At 73.2% G+C, this 18,938-nt stretch carries 13 protein-coding genes; 4 read left to right on the forward strand and 9 right to left on the reverse strand.

Annotated features, from left to right (window positions below):
* Nucleotides 1-230: 230 nt before the first annotated feature.
* Nucleotides 231-1,451, forward strand: coding sequence for a thiolase family protein (locus tag ACZ7D7_RS19680; protein WP_470825749.1), 1,221 nt, complete (start codon nt 231-233; stop codon nt 1,449-1,451).
* The gene (locus ACZ7D7_RS19685) at nt 1,448-3,577 is read left to right on the forward strand and encodes a 3-hydroxyacyl-CoA dehydrogenase NAD-binding domain-containing protein (protein WP_470825751.1); all 2,130 of its coding nucleotides are present in this window, start codon (nt 1,448-1,450) and stop codon (nt 3,575-3,577) included. The genes ACZ7D7_RS19680 and ACZ7D7_RS19685 overlap by 4 nt, the downstream gene beginning before the upstream one ends.
* A gap of 53 nt (nt 3,578-3,630) precedes the next feature.
* Here ACZ7D7_RS19685 and ACZ7D7_RS19690 read toward each other — a convergent pair whose 3' ends face one another.
* The 6 genes from ACZ7D7_RS19690 to ACZ7D7_RS19715 are packed head-to-tail and all read right to left on the reverse strand — an operon-like array spanning nt 3,631 to nt 13,035.
* The gene (locus tag ACZ7D7_RS19690; RefSeq protein WP_470825753.1) at nt 3,631-4,548 is read right to left on the reverse strand and encodes an endonuclease/exonuclease/phosphatase family protein; all 918 of its coding nucleotides are present in this window, start codon (nt 4,546-4,548) and stop codon (nt 3,631-3,633) included.
* A complete protein-coding gene (locus tag ACZ7D7_RS19695; protein WP_470825755.1) occupies nt 4,517-5,908 on the reverse strand; it encodes a GDSL-type esterase/lipase family protein in 1,392 nt (463 codons plus the stop codon). The genes ACZ7D7_RS19690 and ACZ7D7_RS19695 overlap by 32 nt, the downstream gene beginning before the upstream one ends.
* A gap of 13 nt (nt 5,909-5,921) precedes the next feature.
* Nucleotides 5,922-8,018 (reverse strand): glycosyltransferase family 4 protein, encoded by a 2,097-nt coding sequence (locus ACZ7D7_RS19700; protein WP_470825756.1) that lies wholly within the window; start codon nt 8,016-8,018, stop codon nt 5,922-5,924.
* Entirely contained in the window at nt 8,015-9,775 is a 1,761-nt protein-coding gene (locus tag ACZ7D7_RS19705) for a stealth family protein (protein ID WP_470825758.1), read from the reverse strand. Before ACZ7D7_RS19705 ends, ACZ7D7_RS19700 begins: the two co-directional genes overlap by 4 nt.
* A complete protein-coding gene (locus tag ACZ7D7_RS19710; protein WP_470825760.1) occupies nt 9,772-11,385 on the reverse strand; it encodes a sugar phosphotransferase in 1,614 nt (537 codons plus the stop codon). The genes ACZ7D7_RS19705 and ACZ7D7_RS19710 overlap by 4 nt, the downstream gene beginning before the upstream one ends.
* A gap of 15 nt (nt 11,386-11,400) precedes the next feature.
* A complete protein-coding gene (locus tag ACZ7D7_RS19715) occupies nt 11,401-13,035 on the reverse strand; it encodes a stealth family protein (protein ID WP_470825761.1) in 1,635 nt (544 codons plus the stop codon).
* Nucleotides 13,036-13,473: 438 nt separating this feature from the next.
* Between ACZ7D7_RS19715 and ACZ7D7_RS19720 the strand changes: the two genes are divergently transcribed.
* On the forward strand, nt 13,474-14,571 hold the full coding sequence (locus ACZ7D7_RS19720) for an LCP family protein (RefSeq protein WP_470825762.1): 1,098 nt from the start codon (nt 13,474-13,476) through the stop codon (nt 14,569-14,571).
* A gap of 76 nt (nt 14,572-14,647) precedes the next feature.
* Here the strand turns inward: ACZ7D7_RS19720 and ACZ7D7_RS19725 are convergent, their stop codons facing one another.
* Nucleotides 14,648-15,769, reverse strand: coding sequence for a PLL family lectin (locus ACZ7D7_RS19725; RefSeq protein WP_470825763.1), 1,122 nt, complete (start codon nt 15,767-15,769; stop codon nt 14,648-14,650).
* Nucleotides 15,770-15,949: 180 nt separating this feature from the next.
* Nucleotides 15,950-16,969, reverse strand: coding sequence for a hypothetical protein (locus tag ACZ7D7_RS19730; protein ID WP_470825764.1), 1,020 nt, complete (start codon nt 16,967-16,969; stop codon nt 15,950-15,952).
* Nucleotides 16,970-17,072: 103 nt separating this feature from the next.
* Between ACZ7D7_RS19730 and ACZ7D7_RS19735 the strand changes: the two genes are divergently transcribed.
* Nucleotides 17,073-17,444 (forward strand): PIN domain-containing protein, encoded by a 372-nt coding sequence (locus ACZ7D7_RS19735; protein ID WP_470825765.1) that lies wholly within the window; start codon nt 17,073-17,075, stop codon nt 17,442-17,444.
* 26 nt (nt 17,445-17,470) lie between these two features.
* Here the strand turns inward: ACZ7D7_RS19735 and ACZ7D7_RS19740 are convergent, their stop codons facing one another.
* The gene (locus ACZ7D7_RS19740; RefSeq protein WP_470825766.1) at nt 17,471-18,922 is read right to left on the reverse strand and encodes an ArnT family glycosyltransferase; all 1,452 of its coding nucleotides are present in this window, start codon (nt 18,920-18,922) and stop codon (nt 17,471-17,473) included.
* Nucleotides 18,923-18,938: the final 16 nt, after the last annotated feature.

Consider the following 18,938-nt stretch of genomic DNA (forward strand, 5'->3'; position numbering starts at 1 on the left):
CGGGAAGGGGCCGGAGAATGCGGCCCGGAAGCGGAACGGCGACGTCGAGATCGCGCCAAGATCCGCGAACGGTTCGACGGCCGGGCGACTCGGCGGTCCGCCCGGCGGTGTGACGTTCGCCGCTTGGGGCGGGGGGACTGGGCAGCTACGTTACCCACAAGTAGCATGTGACTGAGCGCGCGCTCAGCGCATCGCAGCAGTGCCACCCAGCACCCTGGAGGAGAGCCATCGTGCCTCGTACCGTCAGGGACGTCGTCTTCGTCGACGGCGTCCGCACCCCGTTCGGCAAGGCGGGCCCGAAGGGCATCTACCACGAGACCCGTGCCGACGACCTTGTCGTGAAGGCGATCCGGGAGCTGCTGCGCCGCAACCCCGGACTGGACCCGAAGAAGGTCGACGAGGTCGCCATCGCCGCGACCACGCAGATCGGTGACCAGGGCCTGACCATCGGCCGCACCGCCGGCATCCTCGCGGGCCTGCCGCAGTCCGTGCCGGGCTACTCCATCGACCGCATGTGCGCGGGCGCGCTGACCGCCGTCACCACGGTGGCCGGCTCCGTCGCGTTCGGCGCGTACGACGTCGCCATCGCGGGCGGTGTCGAGCACATGGGCCGCCACCCGATGGGCGAGGGCGTCGACCCGAACCCGCGGTTCGTGTCCGAGAAGCTGGTCGACGAGTCGGCCCTGTTCATGGGCATGACCGCGGAGAACCTGCACGACCGGTACCCGCAGATCACCAAGCTGCGCGCCGACGAGTACGCGGTGCGCTCGCAGGAGAAGGCCGCCAAGGCGTACGCCAACGGCAAGATCCAGGCCGACCTGGTGCCGGTCTCGGTGCGCCGTACGAACGCCGAGGCCGGTGAGACGGGCTGGGGCCTGGTCACCGCCGACGAGCCGATGCGTCCGGGCACCACGCTGGAGAACCTCCAGGGCCTGAAGACGCCGTTCCGTGTGCACGGCCGGGTCACCGCGGGCAACGCGGCCGGTCTGAACGACGGCGCCACCGCCTCGCTCATCGCCTCCGAGGACTTCGCCCGGGAGAACGGCCTCCCGGTCAAGATGCGCCTGGTCTCCTACTCCTTCGCGGGCGTCGAGCCGGAGGTCATGGGCTACGGCCCGATCCCGGCCACCGAGAAGGCCCTGGCGCAGGCGGGCCTGTCGATCTCCGACATCGGCCTGTTCGAGATCAACGAGGCCTTCGCCGTGCAGGTGCTGGCCTTCCTGGAGCACTACGGCATCGCCGACGACGACGAGCGCGTCAACCAGTACGGCGGCGCCATCGCGTTCGGCCACCCGCTGGCCTCCTCCGGCGTCCGCCTGATGACGCAGCTGGCCCGCCAGTTCGAGGAGCAGCCGCACGTCCGCTACGGCCTGACCACCATGTGCGTCGGCTTCGGCATGGGCGCGACGGTCATCTGGGAGAACCCGCACTTCGACGGAGGCAACAAGTGAGCACCACCGCTGAACTCCTGAAGGGCGCGGCCGAGCTGTTCCCCGACGAGGTCGTCACGCAGGCGCACGTGCGCCACTTCGACCTCCCCCTGGGCGCGGGCCGTTTCGCCCTGATCACCCTGGACAACGGTCACGACCACACCAAGCCGACCACCTTCGGCCCGCAGTCGCTCGCGAACCTGAACACCGCGATCGACCAGGTCGAGAAGGAGGCCGCGGCCGGCGAGATCGTCGGTGTCGGCATCACCGGCAAGCCGTTCATCTTCGCGGTCGGCGCCGACCTCAAGGGTGTCGAGCTGCTGAAGGAGCACAAGGACGCGCTGGCCATCGGCAAGGGCGGCCACGACGTCTTCAAGCGGCTGTCGGCCCTCGCGGTGCCGACGTTCGCCTACTACAACGGCGCGGCCATGGGCGGCGGCGTCGAGGTCGGCCTGCACTGCACCTACCGCACGGTGTCCACGGCCATCGCCGCGTTCTCGCTGCCCGAGGTCTTCCTCGGTCTCGTCCCCGGCTGGGGCGGCTGCACGCTGCTGCCGAACCTGATCGGCGCCGAGAAGGCCGTCAAGGTCGTCATCGAGAACAGCCTCAACCAGAACAAGCAGCTCAAGGGCAAGCAGGTGTACGAGCTCGGGATCGCCGACGCGATCTTCGAGGGCGCCGACTTCCTGGAGCAGTCGCTGATCTGGACGGCGTCCGTCCTCAAGGGCGAGATCGAGGTCGAGCGCCCGGTGATCGACCGCGGCGAGGCCTGGGACCAGGCCGTCGCCACGGGCCGCTTCATCGCGGACTCCAAGGTGCACGGCGCGGCCCCGGCCGCCTACCGCGCCCTCGACATCATCGCCGCCGCCAAGAACGGCGACCTCCAGCAGGGCTACGACGCCGAGGACCAGGCGCTCGCCGACCTGATCATGGGCGGTGAACTGCGCGCCGGCATCTACGCGTTCAACCTGGTGCAGAAGCGCGGCAAGCGCCCGGCGGGCGCCCCGGACAAGAACCTGGCCCGCCCGGTCACCAAGGTCGGTGTGGTCGGCGCCGGTCTGATGGCCTCGCAGCTGGCGCTGCTGTTCCTGCGCCGCCTGGAGGTCCCGGTCGTCCTCACGGACATCGACCAGGAGCGCATCGACAAGGGTGTGGGCTACGTCCACGCCGAGATCGACAAGCTGCTCGGCAAGGGCCGGATCAACCAGGACAAGGCCAACCGCCTCAAGGCGCTCGTGACCGGTGTCCTGGACAAGGCCGAGGGCTTCGCCGACGCGGACTTCGTCATCGAGGCCGTGTTCGAGGAGATGGGCGTCAAGCAGCAGGTGTTCGCCGAGGTCGAGGCCGTCGCCCCGGCGCACGCGATCCTCGCGACGAACACCTCCTCCCTGTCGGTGTCCCAGATGGCGTCGAAGCTGAAGAACCCCGAGCGGGTCGTCGGCTTCCACTTCTTCAACCCGGTCGCCGTGCTGCCGCTGCTGGAGATCGTCCGCGGCGAGAAGACCGACGACGCGTCCCTGGCCACGGCCTTCGCCGTCGCCAAGAAGCTGAAGAAGACGGCCGTCCTGACGAAGGACGCCCCGGCGTTCGTCGTCAACCGCATCCTCACCCGCTTCATGGGCGAGATCCAGAACGTCATCGACGAGGGCACCCCGGTCGAGACCGCGGAGAAGGCCATCGAGCCGCTCGGTCTGCCGATGTCCCCGCTGGTGCTGCTGGAGCTGGTCGGCCCGGCGATCGGCCTGCACGTCTCGGAGACGCTCAACAAGGCGTTCCCGGACCGCTTCACGGTCTCCCCGAACCTCAAGGCGGTCGTCGAGGCGGGCAAGCGCGGCTTCTACGTCTACGACAGCGGCAAGCCGGAGCTGGACCCGGAGGTCGCCGCGCTGCTGAAGCAGGGCGACACGGTGCTGACGGAGGAGCAGGTCCGCGCCCGCGTCCTGGACGCCGTGGCGCAGGAGATCGGCCTGATGCTCGACGAGGGCGTCGTCGCCGAGGCCCAGGACATCGACCTGTGCCTGATCACGGGCGCCGGCTGGCCCTTCCACCTGGGCGGCATCACGCCGTACCTGGACCGTGAGGGCGTGTCGGAGCGGGTGAACGGCAAGCGGTTCCTGGAGCAGGGCGTGGCGTCGGTCCCGGCGTAGCGCACGGTGGTGCGGAGCAGGGCCCTCGCCTCGGCGGGGGCCCTGCTCCGTGTTCAGCCCCGCCCGGTGCGCCGGCCGGCCGTCGCGGTGAACCGGCCGTGCAGCAGGGCGTGGTCGGACTCGGGGTACCGGTGGACCGTCGCCTCCGCCGCGGTGAAGTGGCGCCGCGCGGCGAAGACGTAGTCGATCTTCCGGCCGCCGGCCGTGGGCTCCGCGTCGGTTCCGTCGGCCTCCGTGAACCGGTGGGTGAGCGGGGCGAGGGCGGGGGCGCCGGGCGGCACGTTCAGGTCGCCCGCGAGGACCACGGGGACGTCGGGCGGGACGCCGGCCGTGCGGTCCGCGATCTCCTGGAGCTGCTCGGGGACGCCGGAGTAGGTGTGGGCCGTGCAGGCGACGAGGCGTTCCCCGGCGAACCGGGTGTCGGCGCACAGGACTCCCCTGCGGACCCGGACGGTCCGGCCGCCGTTGGTGTAGGTCTCGGCGCCGGTGTGCGTGAACGGGTGGTGGCGGCCGTCGGGCACGTCCTCGCGGCTGAGGACCGCCGCGCCGAACCGGCCGGACGCCCCGCAGGCCGGCACGTTGTCCTGCGAGGAGGCGTACGTGCCGTCCATCGGGCGCCCGGAGGCGGCGAGTCGGTCCTTCAGCGCCCGGTACTGGGTCAGGCAGATCTCGTTGACGGTGACGACGTCCGGTGCGAGGCGCACGACCTCCCGCACCAGCCGGGCCACGGACGTGCCGGGTCCCGAACCGCCCGCGTTCCAGGGGCAGGCGGCCGCCGCGCCGCACAGGTTGTACTGGAGCACGTGGAGGTCCCGTCGGGCGTCGAGGTCCCTCTCCCCCGGCGCGGCGAGGGACGCGACGAGCAGGCCCGCCGCGAGGACGAGCACCCCGGCCGCCGTCCGCGGCGCCGTCCGGCGGGCGTCCCCGGCCGCCTCCCGCCTACCAGTCGCCGCTGAACGGCCGGTGTTCACAGATGTCTCCGCACGCGTGGCGGGAGGCCCCGAGGCTCCGGATCGGGCTGTCCTCCGGGATGCCCACGACCTTGAAGGTACGGGAGGTCGGCGCCGACTCGGCCGCGCCGAACAAGGAGACGACGTCCACGGTGTGGGTGCCCGGGCGCCAGGGGTGGGCGTGCGTGAACGCCCACTCGCCGCTGTCGCTCACCCCGGTCGCCCCGATGAGCACGCCCCGCTCCATGAGCACGATCTTGGTCACGCCGGGCTGTGCCTTCCCGGAGAAACGCGGGCGCGGACCGGAGAAGGCGCCCTCGGCGGGGCCGGTGACCACGGGCGGCGCCACGTCGGTCAGCACCGTGAAGCGGACCTCGCGGACGGGTGAGCAGCCGTCGCCGCGCAGCCCCACGCAACTCACCACGTGCTCCCCCGCCGTCCAGTTCACCGACCGGCGCCAGATCCACTGCCCGGCGCTGCCCACGCCGGTGCCGCCGAGGTACTGCCCCTGCTCGAAGAAGAGCAGGTAGGTCGTGCCGGGGGCGGCGACGCCGGTGAACTTCACCATCGGGCCGGCCAGTCCGCCCGCGCCCGGCTTCGTGACCTCCGGGGCCTCGCCGACGGGCTGGGCGTACAGCGCCGCGTCGGGCGCCTGCACGGTGAACTCGGCGGACACCGGCGGCAGCGTGGGCGGCTCCATGAGCAGCGGCACGTTCACGTCGGTCTTGTCGAGGACCCCGAGGTTGCACAGGCCGGCCACCACGATGCGGGCCACCTCGAACGCGCCGGTGTGGCTGAGGTGGGTGGAGTCGACGGTGCCGTCGGGGTGGAGGGGGTGCTCACCGGCGTCCGTCCAGCAGAAGTACTGGCGCAGCCGCATCGGGCCGATCTCGGCCCACAGTTCGGTGCTGCGGCTGGTCAGGTCGATCACCGGCGCGCCGAGCCGGGCGGCGACCTCCAGCATGGCCCGCGGGTGGCCGCCCATGGTGTTGAGCACCTCGCCGGTGCCGGAGAAGGCGTACCGCGCCACGGGCGTGACCAGGACGGGGACTCCGCCCTCCTGGTGCACGTACGTCACGAACAGCCGCAGCAGCTCCTGGTATTCGGCGACCGGGACGTACCGCGTGCCGTTGTGGATCATGTGGTCGACGCAGCCGAAGCCGATCAGCACGATGTCGCCGCGCTTCATGCGGTTGAGCATCGCCGGGAAGCGCTCGGTGAAGTACTTGCGCGTCGTCATGGCGCTGCGGGCGTAGTTGGCGACCTCGACGGGGCCGATCAGGAGGTCCTCGATCTTCTGGCCCCAGCCCGCCATGGGGGCCTCTTCCTCGGTCCGCGGGGCAGGGACGGAGTCCCCGAGCACGAATATCGTCCGGTTCACTTCTCATCCATCCCTATCGGTCGACCACGTTCATGGCCATGGCTCCCGAGGCCGAGCAGTACGGCCGCACCCACACCGGCCGCATCGGGTGGACCACGGCGTGCGCGGAGGTCTCGTCGCCGACGAGCGGCACCGGCGGGTAGGCGTAGGCGCCCTTGACGTCGGGGAAGTCCTCCAGCAGGTGGCACACGCGGATCTTGCGGCGCTGGTCCGGGTCGGGCCGGAGCCACCAGTCCCAGTCCTCCCAGCGCTCCAGGCGGTGGTCGACGACCTGGCGCACGGGTGCCTCGGCCCGGAACCACCGGGATCCCAGCAGCCGTACGGGCACGGTGAAGTCGGCCGGGTGCCGCCCGCGCCGGCTGACCACGAACAGCGCGCCGGGCCGCAGCAGGGCGTCGCCGTGCAGGACTGCCTCGACGGCGATGCCGGTGTCGGTGACCTGGACGGCGACGCACTCGGCGTGCTGCTCGCGGAGCACGGTGCGCAGCATGAGCCGGCCGTTGGGCTGCGCGTAGGGCAGGTTCCAGCCGATCGGCTCCGACGACGGCTTGGCGAGCAGGCGCCGGCGGGCGTCGATGAGGGCCCTGGTGTCGCGGATGCCGGCCTTCATGTGCACGGTCCCGGACTTCGGCGAGCCCATCGCGACCTGCCAGCGGCCGTCGCCGAGTTCGCCGAGGGCGGAGGGGGTGACGGCGGCGGTGTAGCGGGTGCCGCCGTTCTCCAGCGGTTTGCGTACGGTGCGCAGCGGCACGTCGGGGCGGGCGGCGCCGTCGGTGGCCCGGTGCCGGAGGACGAACTGCCAGCGGTGCCGGCCCTCGCCGGGCCCGTCCGCGCTCAGCCGCAGCCAGCCTGCGTCGTCGGCCGTGACGTCGACGGTGGCCGCGCCGAGCGACACCGGCGGCACGGTGGTCTGAGCGGCGGCCCTGCCGCGGGGGCCGGCCGGGGCGCGGTAGCCGCGGACGGCGGCGGCGCGGCGGCGGGCGGCGTCCTCGAAGAGCTCGACGTAGCGGTCGGCGACGGCCGCCGGGTCGTACCGGACGGCGTTGTGCAGCGCGGTGGTTCCCATGAGGCGGCGCAGGTGCTCGTCGGCCATGAGCCGGCGCAGGCCGTGGGCGATGCCCGCCACGTCCCCGTTGGGCACGAGGAACCCGTCCTCGCCGTCGGTGAGGATCTCGCGGGGGCCTACGGGGCAGTCGGTCGAGACGACGGGCAGGCCGCAGCGCATGGCCTCGACCAGGGTCATGCCGAAGGACTCGGCGCTGGAGGTGACGGCCGCGATGGATCCCTTGGCCCACTCGGACTCGATCGGCGAGAAGCCGCCCATCAGCAACGCCCGTCCGGTGAGGCCGAGTTCGGTGACGAGGGTGCGCAGCTTGCCCGCCTCGCCGCCGTCGCCGTAGATGCGCAACTGCCAGTCGGGGAAGTCGGGGGCGAGCCGGGCGAAGGCGCGGATCAGCAGGTCGTACCGCTTGATGTGGTGCATGCGGCCGGCGCTGACGACGACCTTCCGCGTGCAGTCCGAGGGCGGCACGGCGGGCCGGGGCACGCTGTTGGGGATGCCGACCACGGGGATGCCGGGGATCGGGGTGTTCTCCAGGAAGGAGCGGGCGTCGGCCTCGGTGACGGTGGTGATCGCGTCGAGCCGGGGGTAGACCCGGGCCATCTCCTCGCGCACCGCGGGCGGGATGGCGAGGTGCGTCATGTGTTCCTGGGCGACGCGCAGGGCGCCGTCACGCGCGTGGGCGGCGACGAACAGGTTGAGGCTGGGGCGGGTGCCGACGACGACGTCGGCGTCCGACTTCGCCAGGTCGCGGATGATCCGGCCGTCGGTGAACCTGCTGTACTGGGCGTAGAACTCCTCCTGGCGCGGGACGACCTCGCTCGGCTCGTCGCTGCCCGCGGCGCCGCGGTCGGCGGAGCCGGGGCGCAGGTCGACGAGGGCGCGGACGGTGACGCGCGGGGAGATGGTGAACTTCGTCGTGTTCGCCCGGCGGAAGACGGACACGATCTCCACGTCGTGGTGGACGGAGAGCGCTTCCGCGAGGTTGATGACCGTGCGGTTGGTGCCGCCGATGCCGTAGACGTTGTTGATGAGGAAGGAGATCTTCACCGGATCTCGTGCTCCTTCCGCTCGAAGGGGCTCGGCACCGGGTAGTACGCCCGCAGGAAGCGGGCGAGCATGGCCGTCTGCCGGTCGACGTCGTGACCGTCGGAGAGCGTGTCGTTGATGCAGAACGCCTGCCGGTCGCGCCGGGCCAGCAGGATGCCGAGCCGGCGCTGGATCTCGGGCCTGGCGAGGTCCAGGTAGGCGAAGCTGATGTCGGAGGGGACGGCGCGGCCCGTGAGGTACGCGTAGTAGTGGTACAGCGACGACGGGATGGAGATGTCGGTCGCGCTGCGGAACCGGCTGAGCGAGGTCCGCCGGTGGGCGTCGGCGTACTCCTTCTCGATCTCCTCCAGGACGCTGCGGCGCAGGGCGTACGGCGCGTGCCGCAGTTTCTGCACGATGGCGGTGCCGAAGTTGTCCAGCAGCAGCTGCCGGTTGTTCTTGCCGGCGGCGTCGACGGGACGGTCGCCGAGGGTGAGGTGCCGGCGGGGCACCTGGGACGGTGAGAAGAAGGTGCGGGTCATGCCGTTGGACAGGAAGAAGTCCTGCGGGGTGACGGGGCGGCCCAGGAACATGTCGTCGTTGAAGTAGAGGAAGTGCTCGGCGAGGCCGTCGATGTGGTGGAGCTGGCTCTCGATGGCGTGCGAGTTGAAGGTGGGCAGCGCCTGCGGTTCGCGGAAGATCTCCGCGTGGTCCACGACCGTGATGCGGGGGTGGGCGTCGTTGAGCCAGGCGGGGCGCTGTCGGTCCGTCACCAGGTAGACGTGGCGCACCCAGGGGGCGTTCTGTTCGAGGGCGCGCAGCGAGTAGCGCAGTTCGTCGCGGCTGATGTAGCGGGCGGCGTTGGCGGACTCGCTGTGGTAGGCGCCGTCGTACCGGCCGCGCCTCAGCTGCCAGGCGGGGTCGTTGCCGTCGACCCAGGTGTAGACGACGTCGACCGGGAAGCGCACGTCCTCGGGCAGCGGGTCGGCGCACGGCCGGATGGTGCGCACGGCGCGGGTGCGCCGGGTGTGCAGGGCGGCGAAGCCGGTGAGCCTGCTGATCGGGAGGGTGACGCGGGGTTCGTCGAGGGCGACGTCCTCGGTGACGCGGTTGCGGCGGGGTGCGACGAGGCGGCCGTCCTGAGGGCGCCAGAACTCCAGGTCGCAGCCGTGTTCGAGGCCGAGGACGAGGGAGCCGGCCGGGTCGCTCCACACCATGCCGACGCGCAGCACGGCGGACTCGCGGGCGAGCCGCCGGGCGCGGGGCGAGCCGCACAGGGCACGGCGGCCGACGGCCGTGTCGCCGTGGCAGGCGGTCAAGTAGACGGGCGCGTTGTCGGCGCACCGCTCGAGGACCTGGCCGACGCGGTCCCGGTCGGACTCGGCGATCGCGAGGCAGGAGCGGAAGTCGGAGTCGCCGCGGATCGCGAAGTAGTCGACGCCGGCGGCCTCCAGCAGGGTGACCATCAGTTCGAGGTTGGCCTCGCGCAGGCCCAGCGGGGACACGGTGGGCCGCACCAGCGCGATCTGCGCGCCGTGCCCGGCGAGGGCGGCGAGCCGGTCCCCGTCGCGGAACAGCTGGGGCCAGCGGCGCCGGGCGCGCACGGCGCGCAGCAGGCGGGCGCCGAGGGTGAACGAGGTGAGCCGGCGCAGCAGTTGCTTGAGCAGCGTGCGCAGGCCGATCGGCACCCGGCGGGCGATCCGGCGTCTGAGGCCGGCGGGGACCAGGCTGCGGTACATCCCGACCGCAGCGGTCGCCTCGGGATTCCCAGTGCTCACGAGTGGTTGTCCGGCTCCTCGGTGGTCCCGCGCTCGAAGACGCTCGCGACGGGGAAGTAACGGCGCAGGAAGTGGAGGACGGCGTCGGTGCCGCCCCGGGCGAGTGCCGGTTCGCTGCCGAGGCCGAACAGCTGGATCTGCCGGGTGTCGCGGCGCACCAGCAGGCGTTCCAGGTGGTTGCCGAGGCCGGGCAGCGCGGCGTGCAGCGCCATGGACGCCTCGCCGGAGGGGTCGGCGAGGCCGGCGACGTGGCCGACGTGGTGGACCAGGCCGTCCAGGGGGTGCGTGCCCGGGACGACGGGCGCCAGCTGGCCGTCGGTGAGCGGCACGGGCCGGGTGCCGCCGCGGGCGAGGAGGTCCAGCGCCTCGCGGCTGTAGGGCTGGGGGCCCTCGGCGTAGCCGTGGGCGGTGACGCGTCCGGTGGCCGCGTGGGCGGCGTGCGCCCAGGGGCTGAAGGACTCCTCGGCGGTCCAGGGCCCGCGGCGGGGCCGGGTGGCGCCGGTCGGCGTGAAGTAGTCGAACGGCCTGGTGGGGCGGCCCAGTACGGCTCCGGGGCGCAGCAGCAGGAAGGCGTCCGCGAGGTCGGGCAGCCGGTGCAGGGACCATTCGGCGCCGGGCCGGGCGGGGACGACGGTGAGCCGGTCGTCGCCGCCGAGCCAGGCGGGGACGGGGGCCTGCGCGACGACGTGGACGACGTCGACCCAGGGCGCGTACTGGTGCAGCGACCGCAGGGCGGCGCGCAGGAGTTCCTCGCCCCAGGGGGTGGGGTGCTGCCAGAGGACGACGGCGTCGACCGGGAAGGTGATCTCCTCCAGGCGGGGGATGTCGAAGTGCTCCAGCGTGATCGTCGGCTCCAGGGCGCCGTCGTCGTCGAGGTAGCCGCAGAGCCGGTCGAGGCCGATCTCGATGCCCGGCGCGTCGGCGGGCACGGCGCGCTGGACGCGGTTGGGGCGCGGGCCGACGAGCCGTTCGGCGGGCAGGTCGGTGTTGGTCGTCCAGAACTCGATCTCCACGCCCTCGTCCTCGCCGACCCAGAGGTTCTCGGTCGGTTCGGTGCGCAGCCAGGTGAGGCGGACCACCCGGGACTTGCCGAAGTGCTTCCAGGCCTTGAGGTGGCTGCCGGGGACGTCCCGGGTGTCGGCGTGGGCGGGCGAGACGGAGACGACGTAGCCGGTGTGCTCCTCCAGCAGCGCGCGCAGGGCCCGGCGTACGGCGCCCTTGTCGCGCTGTCCGACGGCGAGGCAGATGCGGCGGTCGTCGAGGGCGGGCACCGCGAACCAGGGGATGTCGGCGGCGTCGAGGGCATGGGTGACCAGGTCGTGGTCGAGCCGGCGGGCGAGGTCGGCGGTCAGTCCGGTGTGGACGTGGCCGATCCGGCCGTCGGGTGCCGTGGTGCGGCGTTCGGAGTGCCCGAACCGTCCCTTGCGGACCCGTCGCAGGGCGCGCCGGTGCAGCAGGGCCTCGCGCCGGCCGAGGGTGCGGGCGAGGCCGCGCTTGACCTTGCGCCGGACGCGGACCGGCACGGTGGTGGCGGCGGCCGAGCGCACGGGCTGCGGCACGAGCTTCTTGTAGACGTGGGCCGCGGAGCTCATCGACGTCGCGTCGGACACGTCATGAACTCCGTCTCATCGTTCGTGGGGACTGGGGGTGGGGAAGTAGGAGTTGAGGAATCCGTCGAGGAGTTCCTGCTGTGCCTCGATGTCCTCGGGGGTGGAGAAGGCGTCGTTGAGGCAGAACGAGTCCTGGTCCCGGCCGTCGAGGAGCCTCTGCAGCCGGTCCGCGAGGTCGGGCACGGCCAGCTGGAGATAGGTGAAGGGCATCGAGCCGGGCTGGGCGCGGCCGGTGAGCGCGGCGTAGTACAGCGCGAAGGACGACGTCGGCGACAGGTCGGTCATCGCGCGGAACCGGCTGGCCGAGGTGCGGGCCCAGGCCTCGGGGAAGTCCCGTTCGGCCTCCTCCATCGCCGAGCGGCGCAGGGCGTAGGGGATGTGTTCCATCGGCTGCGTGATGACCCGTCCGAAGCGTTCCCTGAGCAGGGCGCGGTTGTTCTTGCAGGCCGCGTCGACCGGGGTGTCGGTCTCGGTGACCGGGCCCTGCGGGATGCGGTTGCGGGAGGGGAAGTAGCGGGCGGTGCCGCTGGGGGTGAAGAAGGCGTGCGGCGCCACGGGGCGGCCGATGAACATGTCGTCGTTGAAGTAGAGGAAGTGCTCGGCGAGGCCCTCGATGTGGTGCAGCTGGCTCTCGATGGAGTGCGAGTTGAACGTGGGCAGGTCCGCGGGGTCGCGGAAGATCTCGCGGTGGGTGGCGATGCGCAGACCGGGCACGTCCTCGCGCAGCCAGTCCGGGACCTGGTCGTCGGTGACGATGCAGATGTTGCGGATCCACGGCGCGAACAGGTGCAGGGAGCGCACCGAGTAGCGCAGTTCGTCGCGGCTGATGAAACGCGCGTCGCTCGCGGACTCGGCGTGGTAGACCTCGCCCTTGGCCTGCGCCTTGCGCTGCTGCCAGGCCGGGTCGTTGCCGTCGACCCAGGTGTAGACGGCGTCGACGGGGAAGGTGATGTCGTCCGCGCAGTTCACCAGGAACTCGGGCCGGGTGGGCAGGGCCGGGGCGAGGTGCGCCGGGGTCCAGTCGGAGACGAAGCGGCTGAACAGCCGGGCGGCGCCGAGGACGTTGCCGCCGTCGGCGGTGACCGCCCAGGTGGCGCGGTTGGCCCGGGGGGCGACGAGGTGGCCGCCGTGGGGGCGCCAGAACTCGATCGCGCAGCCGTACTCGTGGCCGAGCAGGAGGTTCCGGCCGGGGTCGGTGCGGTGCCAGCCGACCTGGAGGACGCGGGCGGCGGCCACGTCGCGCCAGGCCTTCGGGTCGCGTGACGAGACGGGCCGGGCGGGCCGGGGCGCGTCCGGGTCGATCACGCGCAGATGGCCGGGGTAGCGGCTCAGGCCGTGGAACACCGCGCCGAGCACCCGCTCGCGATGCTCCTCGGCCACGGCGACGACGGTGCCGTGGTCGGAGGTGCCCCGTACGGCGAAGTGCGGGACGCCCGCCGCGTCGAGGAGGGCGGTGAGCGCGGAGCGGTTGGCCTCACGCGCCCCGAGCGGGGTGAGGCCGGGCTCGACGTAGACGTCGTCGTGTTCCGGTCCGGCGGCGTGGCCGGACTCCTGGCGCCGCGGCTGCCGCGGGGCGCCGGTGCCGGCCTGCTGAGGACGGCCGGAACCGCCCGCCGTCCATGGGACGGCGGGATCGAAGACGGTTGTCACACCCTCCGCCCCTCATGGGCGGACGCATGCAGCAACACAGGACACCCTCGCTCTCATGTCCCGCCCCCGGGCGGGACCACCCCCGTGGCCGACGCGCCCTCCAGCCCCCCGGCTCGAAATCGCGGCCACTCGACGGCCGGCATCGCCGCCGACCTCATTCACACTTCTGTTCACAGATCCTGCACATCATCACCAGCAGTAATTCAACTGTCAACAGCAGGCATAAATGACAGAAAACACACCGTGCTCAGTACAACCATCGAACACTTCGTGACTGTCTGATGAAACGGCCGCCCTCGCCGCAGTCCGGATTCGGTCTATAGTTCGGACTTCTGCGGCGCTCGGCGGCCGCCCGGGCCCGGCCTCTCCCCCCACTCGTGCCCTGCCCCAGACGCAATCTTCCGGCACTGAGCCGTCCGCGAGAGAGGACACCGAGGCATGACGCACGCCCTGACGGAGTCGGACCGCCCCAGCAGATCCAGGCGGGCGGGCGGCGGACGGCGGTCGCGGCCACCGCGCCGCCGCCGGGTGTGGCGCCGGCTCGCGCTGGTCCTCGTCCTGCTGCTCCTCGCCGGCGGCGGCACCGCCTACTGGCTCTACAGCAGCCTCGACGGCAACATCGACGGCGTCGACATCGACGAGGCGATCGGTGACGACCGCCCGCAGCGGCTGCCCACCTCCGGGCAGAACATCCTGATCCTCGGCTCCGACTCGCGCGCCGGCGCCAACGCCTCCCTGAAGACGGGGAACGTCTCCGGGGCGCGCTCCGACACCGCGCTGGTGATGCACATACCCGAGGGCCGCACCGAGGCCGTCGCCGTCAGCATCCCGCGCGACACCCTGGTCACGCGGCCCGGGTGCCGGAAGTCCGACGGCACCGAGATCGCCTCGGCGAAGCGCGTGATGTTCAACTCCGTCTACTCCCAGGCCGGTCCGGCCTGCGTGGTGAAGACGGTGGAGCGGATGTCCGGCGTCCGCATGGACCACTACGTGGAGATCGACTTCGCCGGCTTCAAGGACCTCGTGGACGCGATCGGCGGGGTCACGGTCACCGTCGACCAGGACATCCACGACAAGTCCAGCGGCCTCGACCTGACCGCCGGCACCCACAGGCTCGACGGCACCCAGTCCCTGGCCTTCGTCCGCACCCGGCACGGCGTCGGCGACGGCAGCGACCTCGGACGCATCGGGCTCCAGCAGCAGTTCATGATCGCCCTGCTGGCCGAGATCAAGCGGCAGGACCTGCTGGGCAGCCCCACCAAGACCTACCGGATCGCGGACACGCTCACCTCGGCGCTCACCACCGACTCCGAACTCGCCTCGTTGAAGGCGCTGGCCGACTTCGGCCGCAGCATGAACGGCGTCAACCCGGAGAGCATGGAGACGATCATGCTGCCGGTCGCGTACGACAAGGCCGACCCGAACCGGGTCGTGCCCGCGCAGCCGCAGGCGGGCGCGCTGTGGAAGGCGATTCGCCACGACACCGCCATCCCCGAATCAGCGAAGAAGTCCCCGGCCTCGGGCGGCGGTTCCTGACACCCGCCGCGGTTCCTGCCGCCCCGCGTGGCCCCGCCGCCGCGCCGGGCGGCGGGGCGGGCTCCGTGACGCGGGGTCAGACGCGTACCGCCGGGGCCAGGGCGAAGCCCGGCTCGTCGCTCTGCCGGGCGACGCGCAGGGCGCCGTCCGTGCCGATGGTGGCCAGCACCACCCGGCCGTAGGCGTCGGTCGCGAGCGCGGGGGCGCCGGCGCAGCGCTCGCCGGTCGGCGACCACCACAGGCCGGCCTGCTCGTTCTCCGTGCCGCAGGCGGCGAACAGCACCTGGCCGTCCCGGTCGCGGTGGGCGAGCACGGTGCAGTCGTAGCCGCCCAGCACCGTCCGCAGCGCCGCGACGGGCCGCCCCGCCGGCGCACCGCCGAGCGGCAGCACCCAGCCGCCCGGCCGGTGGGCGACGACGCCTCCGGTGGCCGGGTCCGTCCAGTAGTACGTCGCCCGGTCCGGCGCGGTCTCCAGCGCCGCCGCCGTGCCCCGCGTCACCGCGAGGGGGATGTTCGGGGCCCTGCGGAAGTCCCCGCCGGGCTGGTCCTGCACCCACCGCATGACGAGGTCCTGGCCGACGGCCATCGCCTCGACGCGTCCGGAGGCGTGCGCGACCACGGTCATCGGGTCCTGTACGAGGCTGCCCTGGAGGTCGGTCCAGGGGCCCCACTTGCCGTCGGGCTGCTCGCGGCGCAGCATCACGCCGCCGCCGGCGTTGCGCACGAAGACGTGCACGATGCCGGACGTGTTCACGGCCGCCACCGGCACCCCGAGCCGGGCCGCCTTCTCCCGGTCCTTGTGCGGGTTGCCCAGCGAGCGCCACTCGGTGACCGGGCGCCCGGTCTGGTACTGGATGGCGTGCACCACGTCCACGGCGGGCGGACCGTCGCCCTTGCGGACCTCGCGCCGGCCCACGAAGTGGACGTAGCCGTCGGCGCCCTGAGCCACCCACAGGTGTGTCAGGTCCCCGACCGGGAAGAAGTCGGGGCCGTGCCATCGCGGGCCGCCCGGCCGGTCCTCGGTCCAGCGCAGCAGGCCCCCGTCGGCGGCGGCGTAGGCGGTCAGCCTGCCGTCCCTGCCCGTCACCAGCCAGCGGCCGCCCGGGGTGTCCCGGGCCGCGTGGCTCCCGGTCGCCGTGCGGTCCGCTTCCCCGGCGGCTCTGGCGCGGGCGGCGCCGCGCCCGGATCTGGTCCGCATGACGAGACCTGTCCCTTCCTTGACCCTCGGCTCGGCGTGCACGCCGTTCCCGAACCTGCGTACGGGAGGCCGGGCCGGCCCATCATAGGATGACCGTTCGGTGAACAAGGTGCGGCGACCGTGTGGACGGCACGCCGGGCGGCGCACCGCCAGCCGGGCGCGGCTGCCGGGGCGGGTCGCTCAGACCTCCCGCCACGCCCCCAGCGCCAGCCCCGGCTCCTCCTTGCGGCGGGCGACGAGCACCTGCCCGGTGGCCGGGGACACCGTGGCCGCGACGACGTCGCCGTGCGCGTCCAGCGCCAGGGACACCGTGGCGTCCTCCGGCAGCCGGGGGCCCGACTCCGTCCAGTCGGCGCCCGCCGACTCCCGCTCCGTGGGGTATCCGGCGAAGGCCACGCGGCCGCTCGCCGAACGCTGCGCGAGGAGCGTGCAGTCGTGGCCCTCGACCTCGCACCGGACGACGGACACCGGGCCGGGTCCGGCGGCGGGCAGCAGCCGGGCCGGCTCACCGCCGGGCCGCCACACGCACAGGTCGCCGGCGTCGTCGGTGAAGAAGACGCTCGTGTGCCCGGCGGAGGTGGCGAGCGCCCGCAGGGTGCCCGGCCGCACGCCCGCCTTCAGCGTCTCCTCCAGGACGGGCACGCTGCCCGGCTTCTCCTGCCGCCAGTACAGGATCCCGGCCGGTGAGGCCGCGTAGAGCGCGACCCGGCCGGACTCCCCCGTCACCGCGGCCAACCCGTCCCGCACGTCCGTGCCCTTGAGGTCGCGCCAGGGCCCCCAGCCGCCCTTCTCCTTCTGGCCGAGCATGCTCAGGCCGCCGCTGCCGTTGCGGACGAAGAGATGGGCGCGGCCCTCGGCGTCGACGGTGACCGCCGGGGTGCCGGTACGGTCGCCCTTCCTGTCGGGGTGGCCGACGGGGACCCAGTCCAGTGCCGCGAGGAGCGGCCTGAAGTGCGTGGAGTGCACCAGGCCGGACTCGCCGGGCACGGTGGGCCGCCAGGCCACGAGGTGGGCGTAGCCGTCGGCGCCCTGGCCGACGGCGGCGGTGCCGGGGCGCAGTTTCTGGTCGCCGCCGACCGGGCGCGATGCCTCCCAGGGGCCCCCGGGAGCGCGTTCCGCGCGGCACAGCAGGACGTCCCCCGACGGCACATAGACACTGAGCCGGCCGTCACGGCCACGGATGAGCCAGTCGCCGTTCACGCGGCTCACTTTATGCGGGCCACCGCACCGCCTCGCTCCCGGCCCCCTCCTGGTCAGCGCGGTGGGGGCGCGAACGGACGGAAGGGCGTGCGACCCTGGCCGCATGGCCGACCCTTCCGCCCTGCTCGTGATCGTCGACGCCGCGAATGTCGTCGGGTCGGTGCCCGACGGCTGGTGGCGGGACCGGCGCGGCGCCGCCGAGCGGCTGCGCGACCGGCTTGCGGCGGACGGGCTGCCGGGGCACGACGGTCCCGTGGAGATCGTGCTCGTGGTGGAGGGCGCGGCCCGGGGCGTCGGCTCCGTGCCGGGCGTCCGGGTGGAGGACGCGCCGGGCAGCGGCGACGACCACATGGTCGCCCTGGTCGCCGCGGCCACGGGGCGCCGCGTCCTGGTGGTCACCGCGGACCGCGAACTGCGCCGCAGGGTGGGCGAGTCGGGCGCGGAGGTCACGGGACCGCGGAGCGTACGGCCGTAGCCCACGTCCTCCCCGGTGCACCCCCGCTACTCCGCTCCCGTCCGCACGTACACCACCGCCCCGTCCACCGTGCCGGCCTCCTCGTAACCCTCCGTCAGAAAGCGTCGCAGGCTGGGGACGCGGTCGGGGCCGTACGGCTTGCCGCGGGAGTCGTCGACGACCAGGGCGGGCGGGGTGGCGGCCAGCTCGGCGCGGAAGACGGGCCAGGCGCCGTCGACGGCGTACTTCTCGCCGACGCGGGGGCCGTCCCGGCCGCCGCTGAAGTTGGTGAGGAACCCGGCGGTGAGGAACCGGCTGGCCGGGGCGCGGTCGGCGAGCCAGTACGTCTCCGGGTGCATGCCCCACAACAGCACGCGGTCCCCGGGTCCGGTGCGGTGGGCGACCGCGTCGGCGAGGCGCCGGGCGTGGTCGAGTTCGGGGCGCGGCGCGAACAGGCCCCAGGCCAGGAACAGGGCGCAGCAGCAGGCCGACGTGACGACGGCGGCCCGCAGCCGCTCGCGCGGCAGGACCTGGAGCGCCGCCGTGGCCAACAGGGCGAGCGGCGGCAGGAGTTGCAGGTAGTAGTGGCCGAAGAAGTGGAAGCCGGTGACGACGGCGCCGGCCGACGCGGCGAGCCACAGCCACAGCGCGGGCACTCCGGTGCGGGCGACGCGTAGCCCCCGCAGCACCGGCGGCAGCAGCCCCGCGCAGGCCCCCGCGAGGATCGCCGTGTTGGCCAGGGCCCGCCCGAGGACGTGGAGTTCGGAGCCGGTGAACGAGGCGTACGTGCCCGAGCCGGTGACGGTCCAGAACAGGAACCCGCCCGGGTCGGTGACCAGGGCCGCGCCCAGCACCGGCAGCAGGGCGCCCGCCGCCACCCGGAGCGGCCCGCCACGCGAACCCCGGCACAGCCACAGCACGGGCAGCAGCACCGCGCCACCGGTCTGCTTGGCGAGGAACGCGCAGCCGACGGCGAGGCCGGCCGCGCCCCAGCGGCGGCGGTCGGCGCACCACATGGCCGCCGCCGTGCACGGCAACATGAACACCTCGAAGCCGGCGGCCTGCGCGTCCTCGGGGTTCAGGCCGACGGAGACCAGCAGGTACAGCACGCCGGCGGTGCGGCCCGCGCGGTCGCCCCAGTGGCGCCGGGCCAGCGAGGCGAGCAGCACGGCGGTCAGCAGCTGCGCGAGGAGGGCGAGGACGCGCACCGACGTGAGCGTGTCGGAGCCGGTCACCGCGAAGGCCGCCTCGTAGAGCCACGGCACCAGGGGCGGCTTGCGGTCGACGACCGTCTCGTAGAGCTCGCCGCCGTGGGCCAGCATCCGGGCCTGTACGGCGAGATGGCCCTCGTCGGGGTTCCACAGCGGCCGGACGAACGACGGGACGCGGGTGACGCAGGCCAGCGCCGCCAGCAGGGGCAGCAGGCGGCGCCAGTAGCGGAGGTCCGTGTTCCGTTGTCCGGGTGCGGAGCGTGATGCTGCGAGGAGCTCGGCGCGCATGGGGAGCACGCTATCG

This window comes from Streptomyces sp. NPDC037054 (assembly GCF_055606745.1).

Excerpts from the sequence above, each read along its gene's own strand:
- ACZ7D7_RS19735 (WP_470825765.1), top strand. The coding sequence starts at position 17,073 with ATGGCCGACCCTTCCGCCCTGCTCGTGATCGTCGACGCCGCGAATGTC.
- ACZ7D7_RS19725 (WP_470825763.1), bottom strand. The coding sequence starts at position 15,769 with ATGCGGACCAGATCCGGGCGCGGCGCCGCCCGCGCCAGAGCCGCCGGG.
- ACZ7D7_RS19720 (WP_470825762.1), top strand. The coding sequence starts at position 13,474 with ATGACGCACGCCCTGACGGAGTCGGACCGCCCCAGCAGATCCAGGCGG.
- ACZ7D7_RS19740 (WP_470825766.1), bottom strand. The coding sequence starts at position 18,922 with ATGCGCGCCGAGCTCCTCGCAGCATCACGCTCCGCACCCGGACAACGG.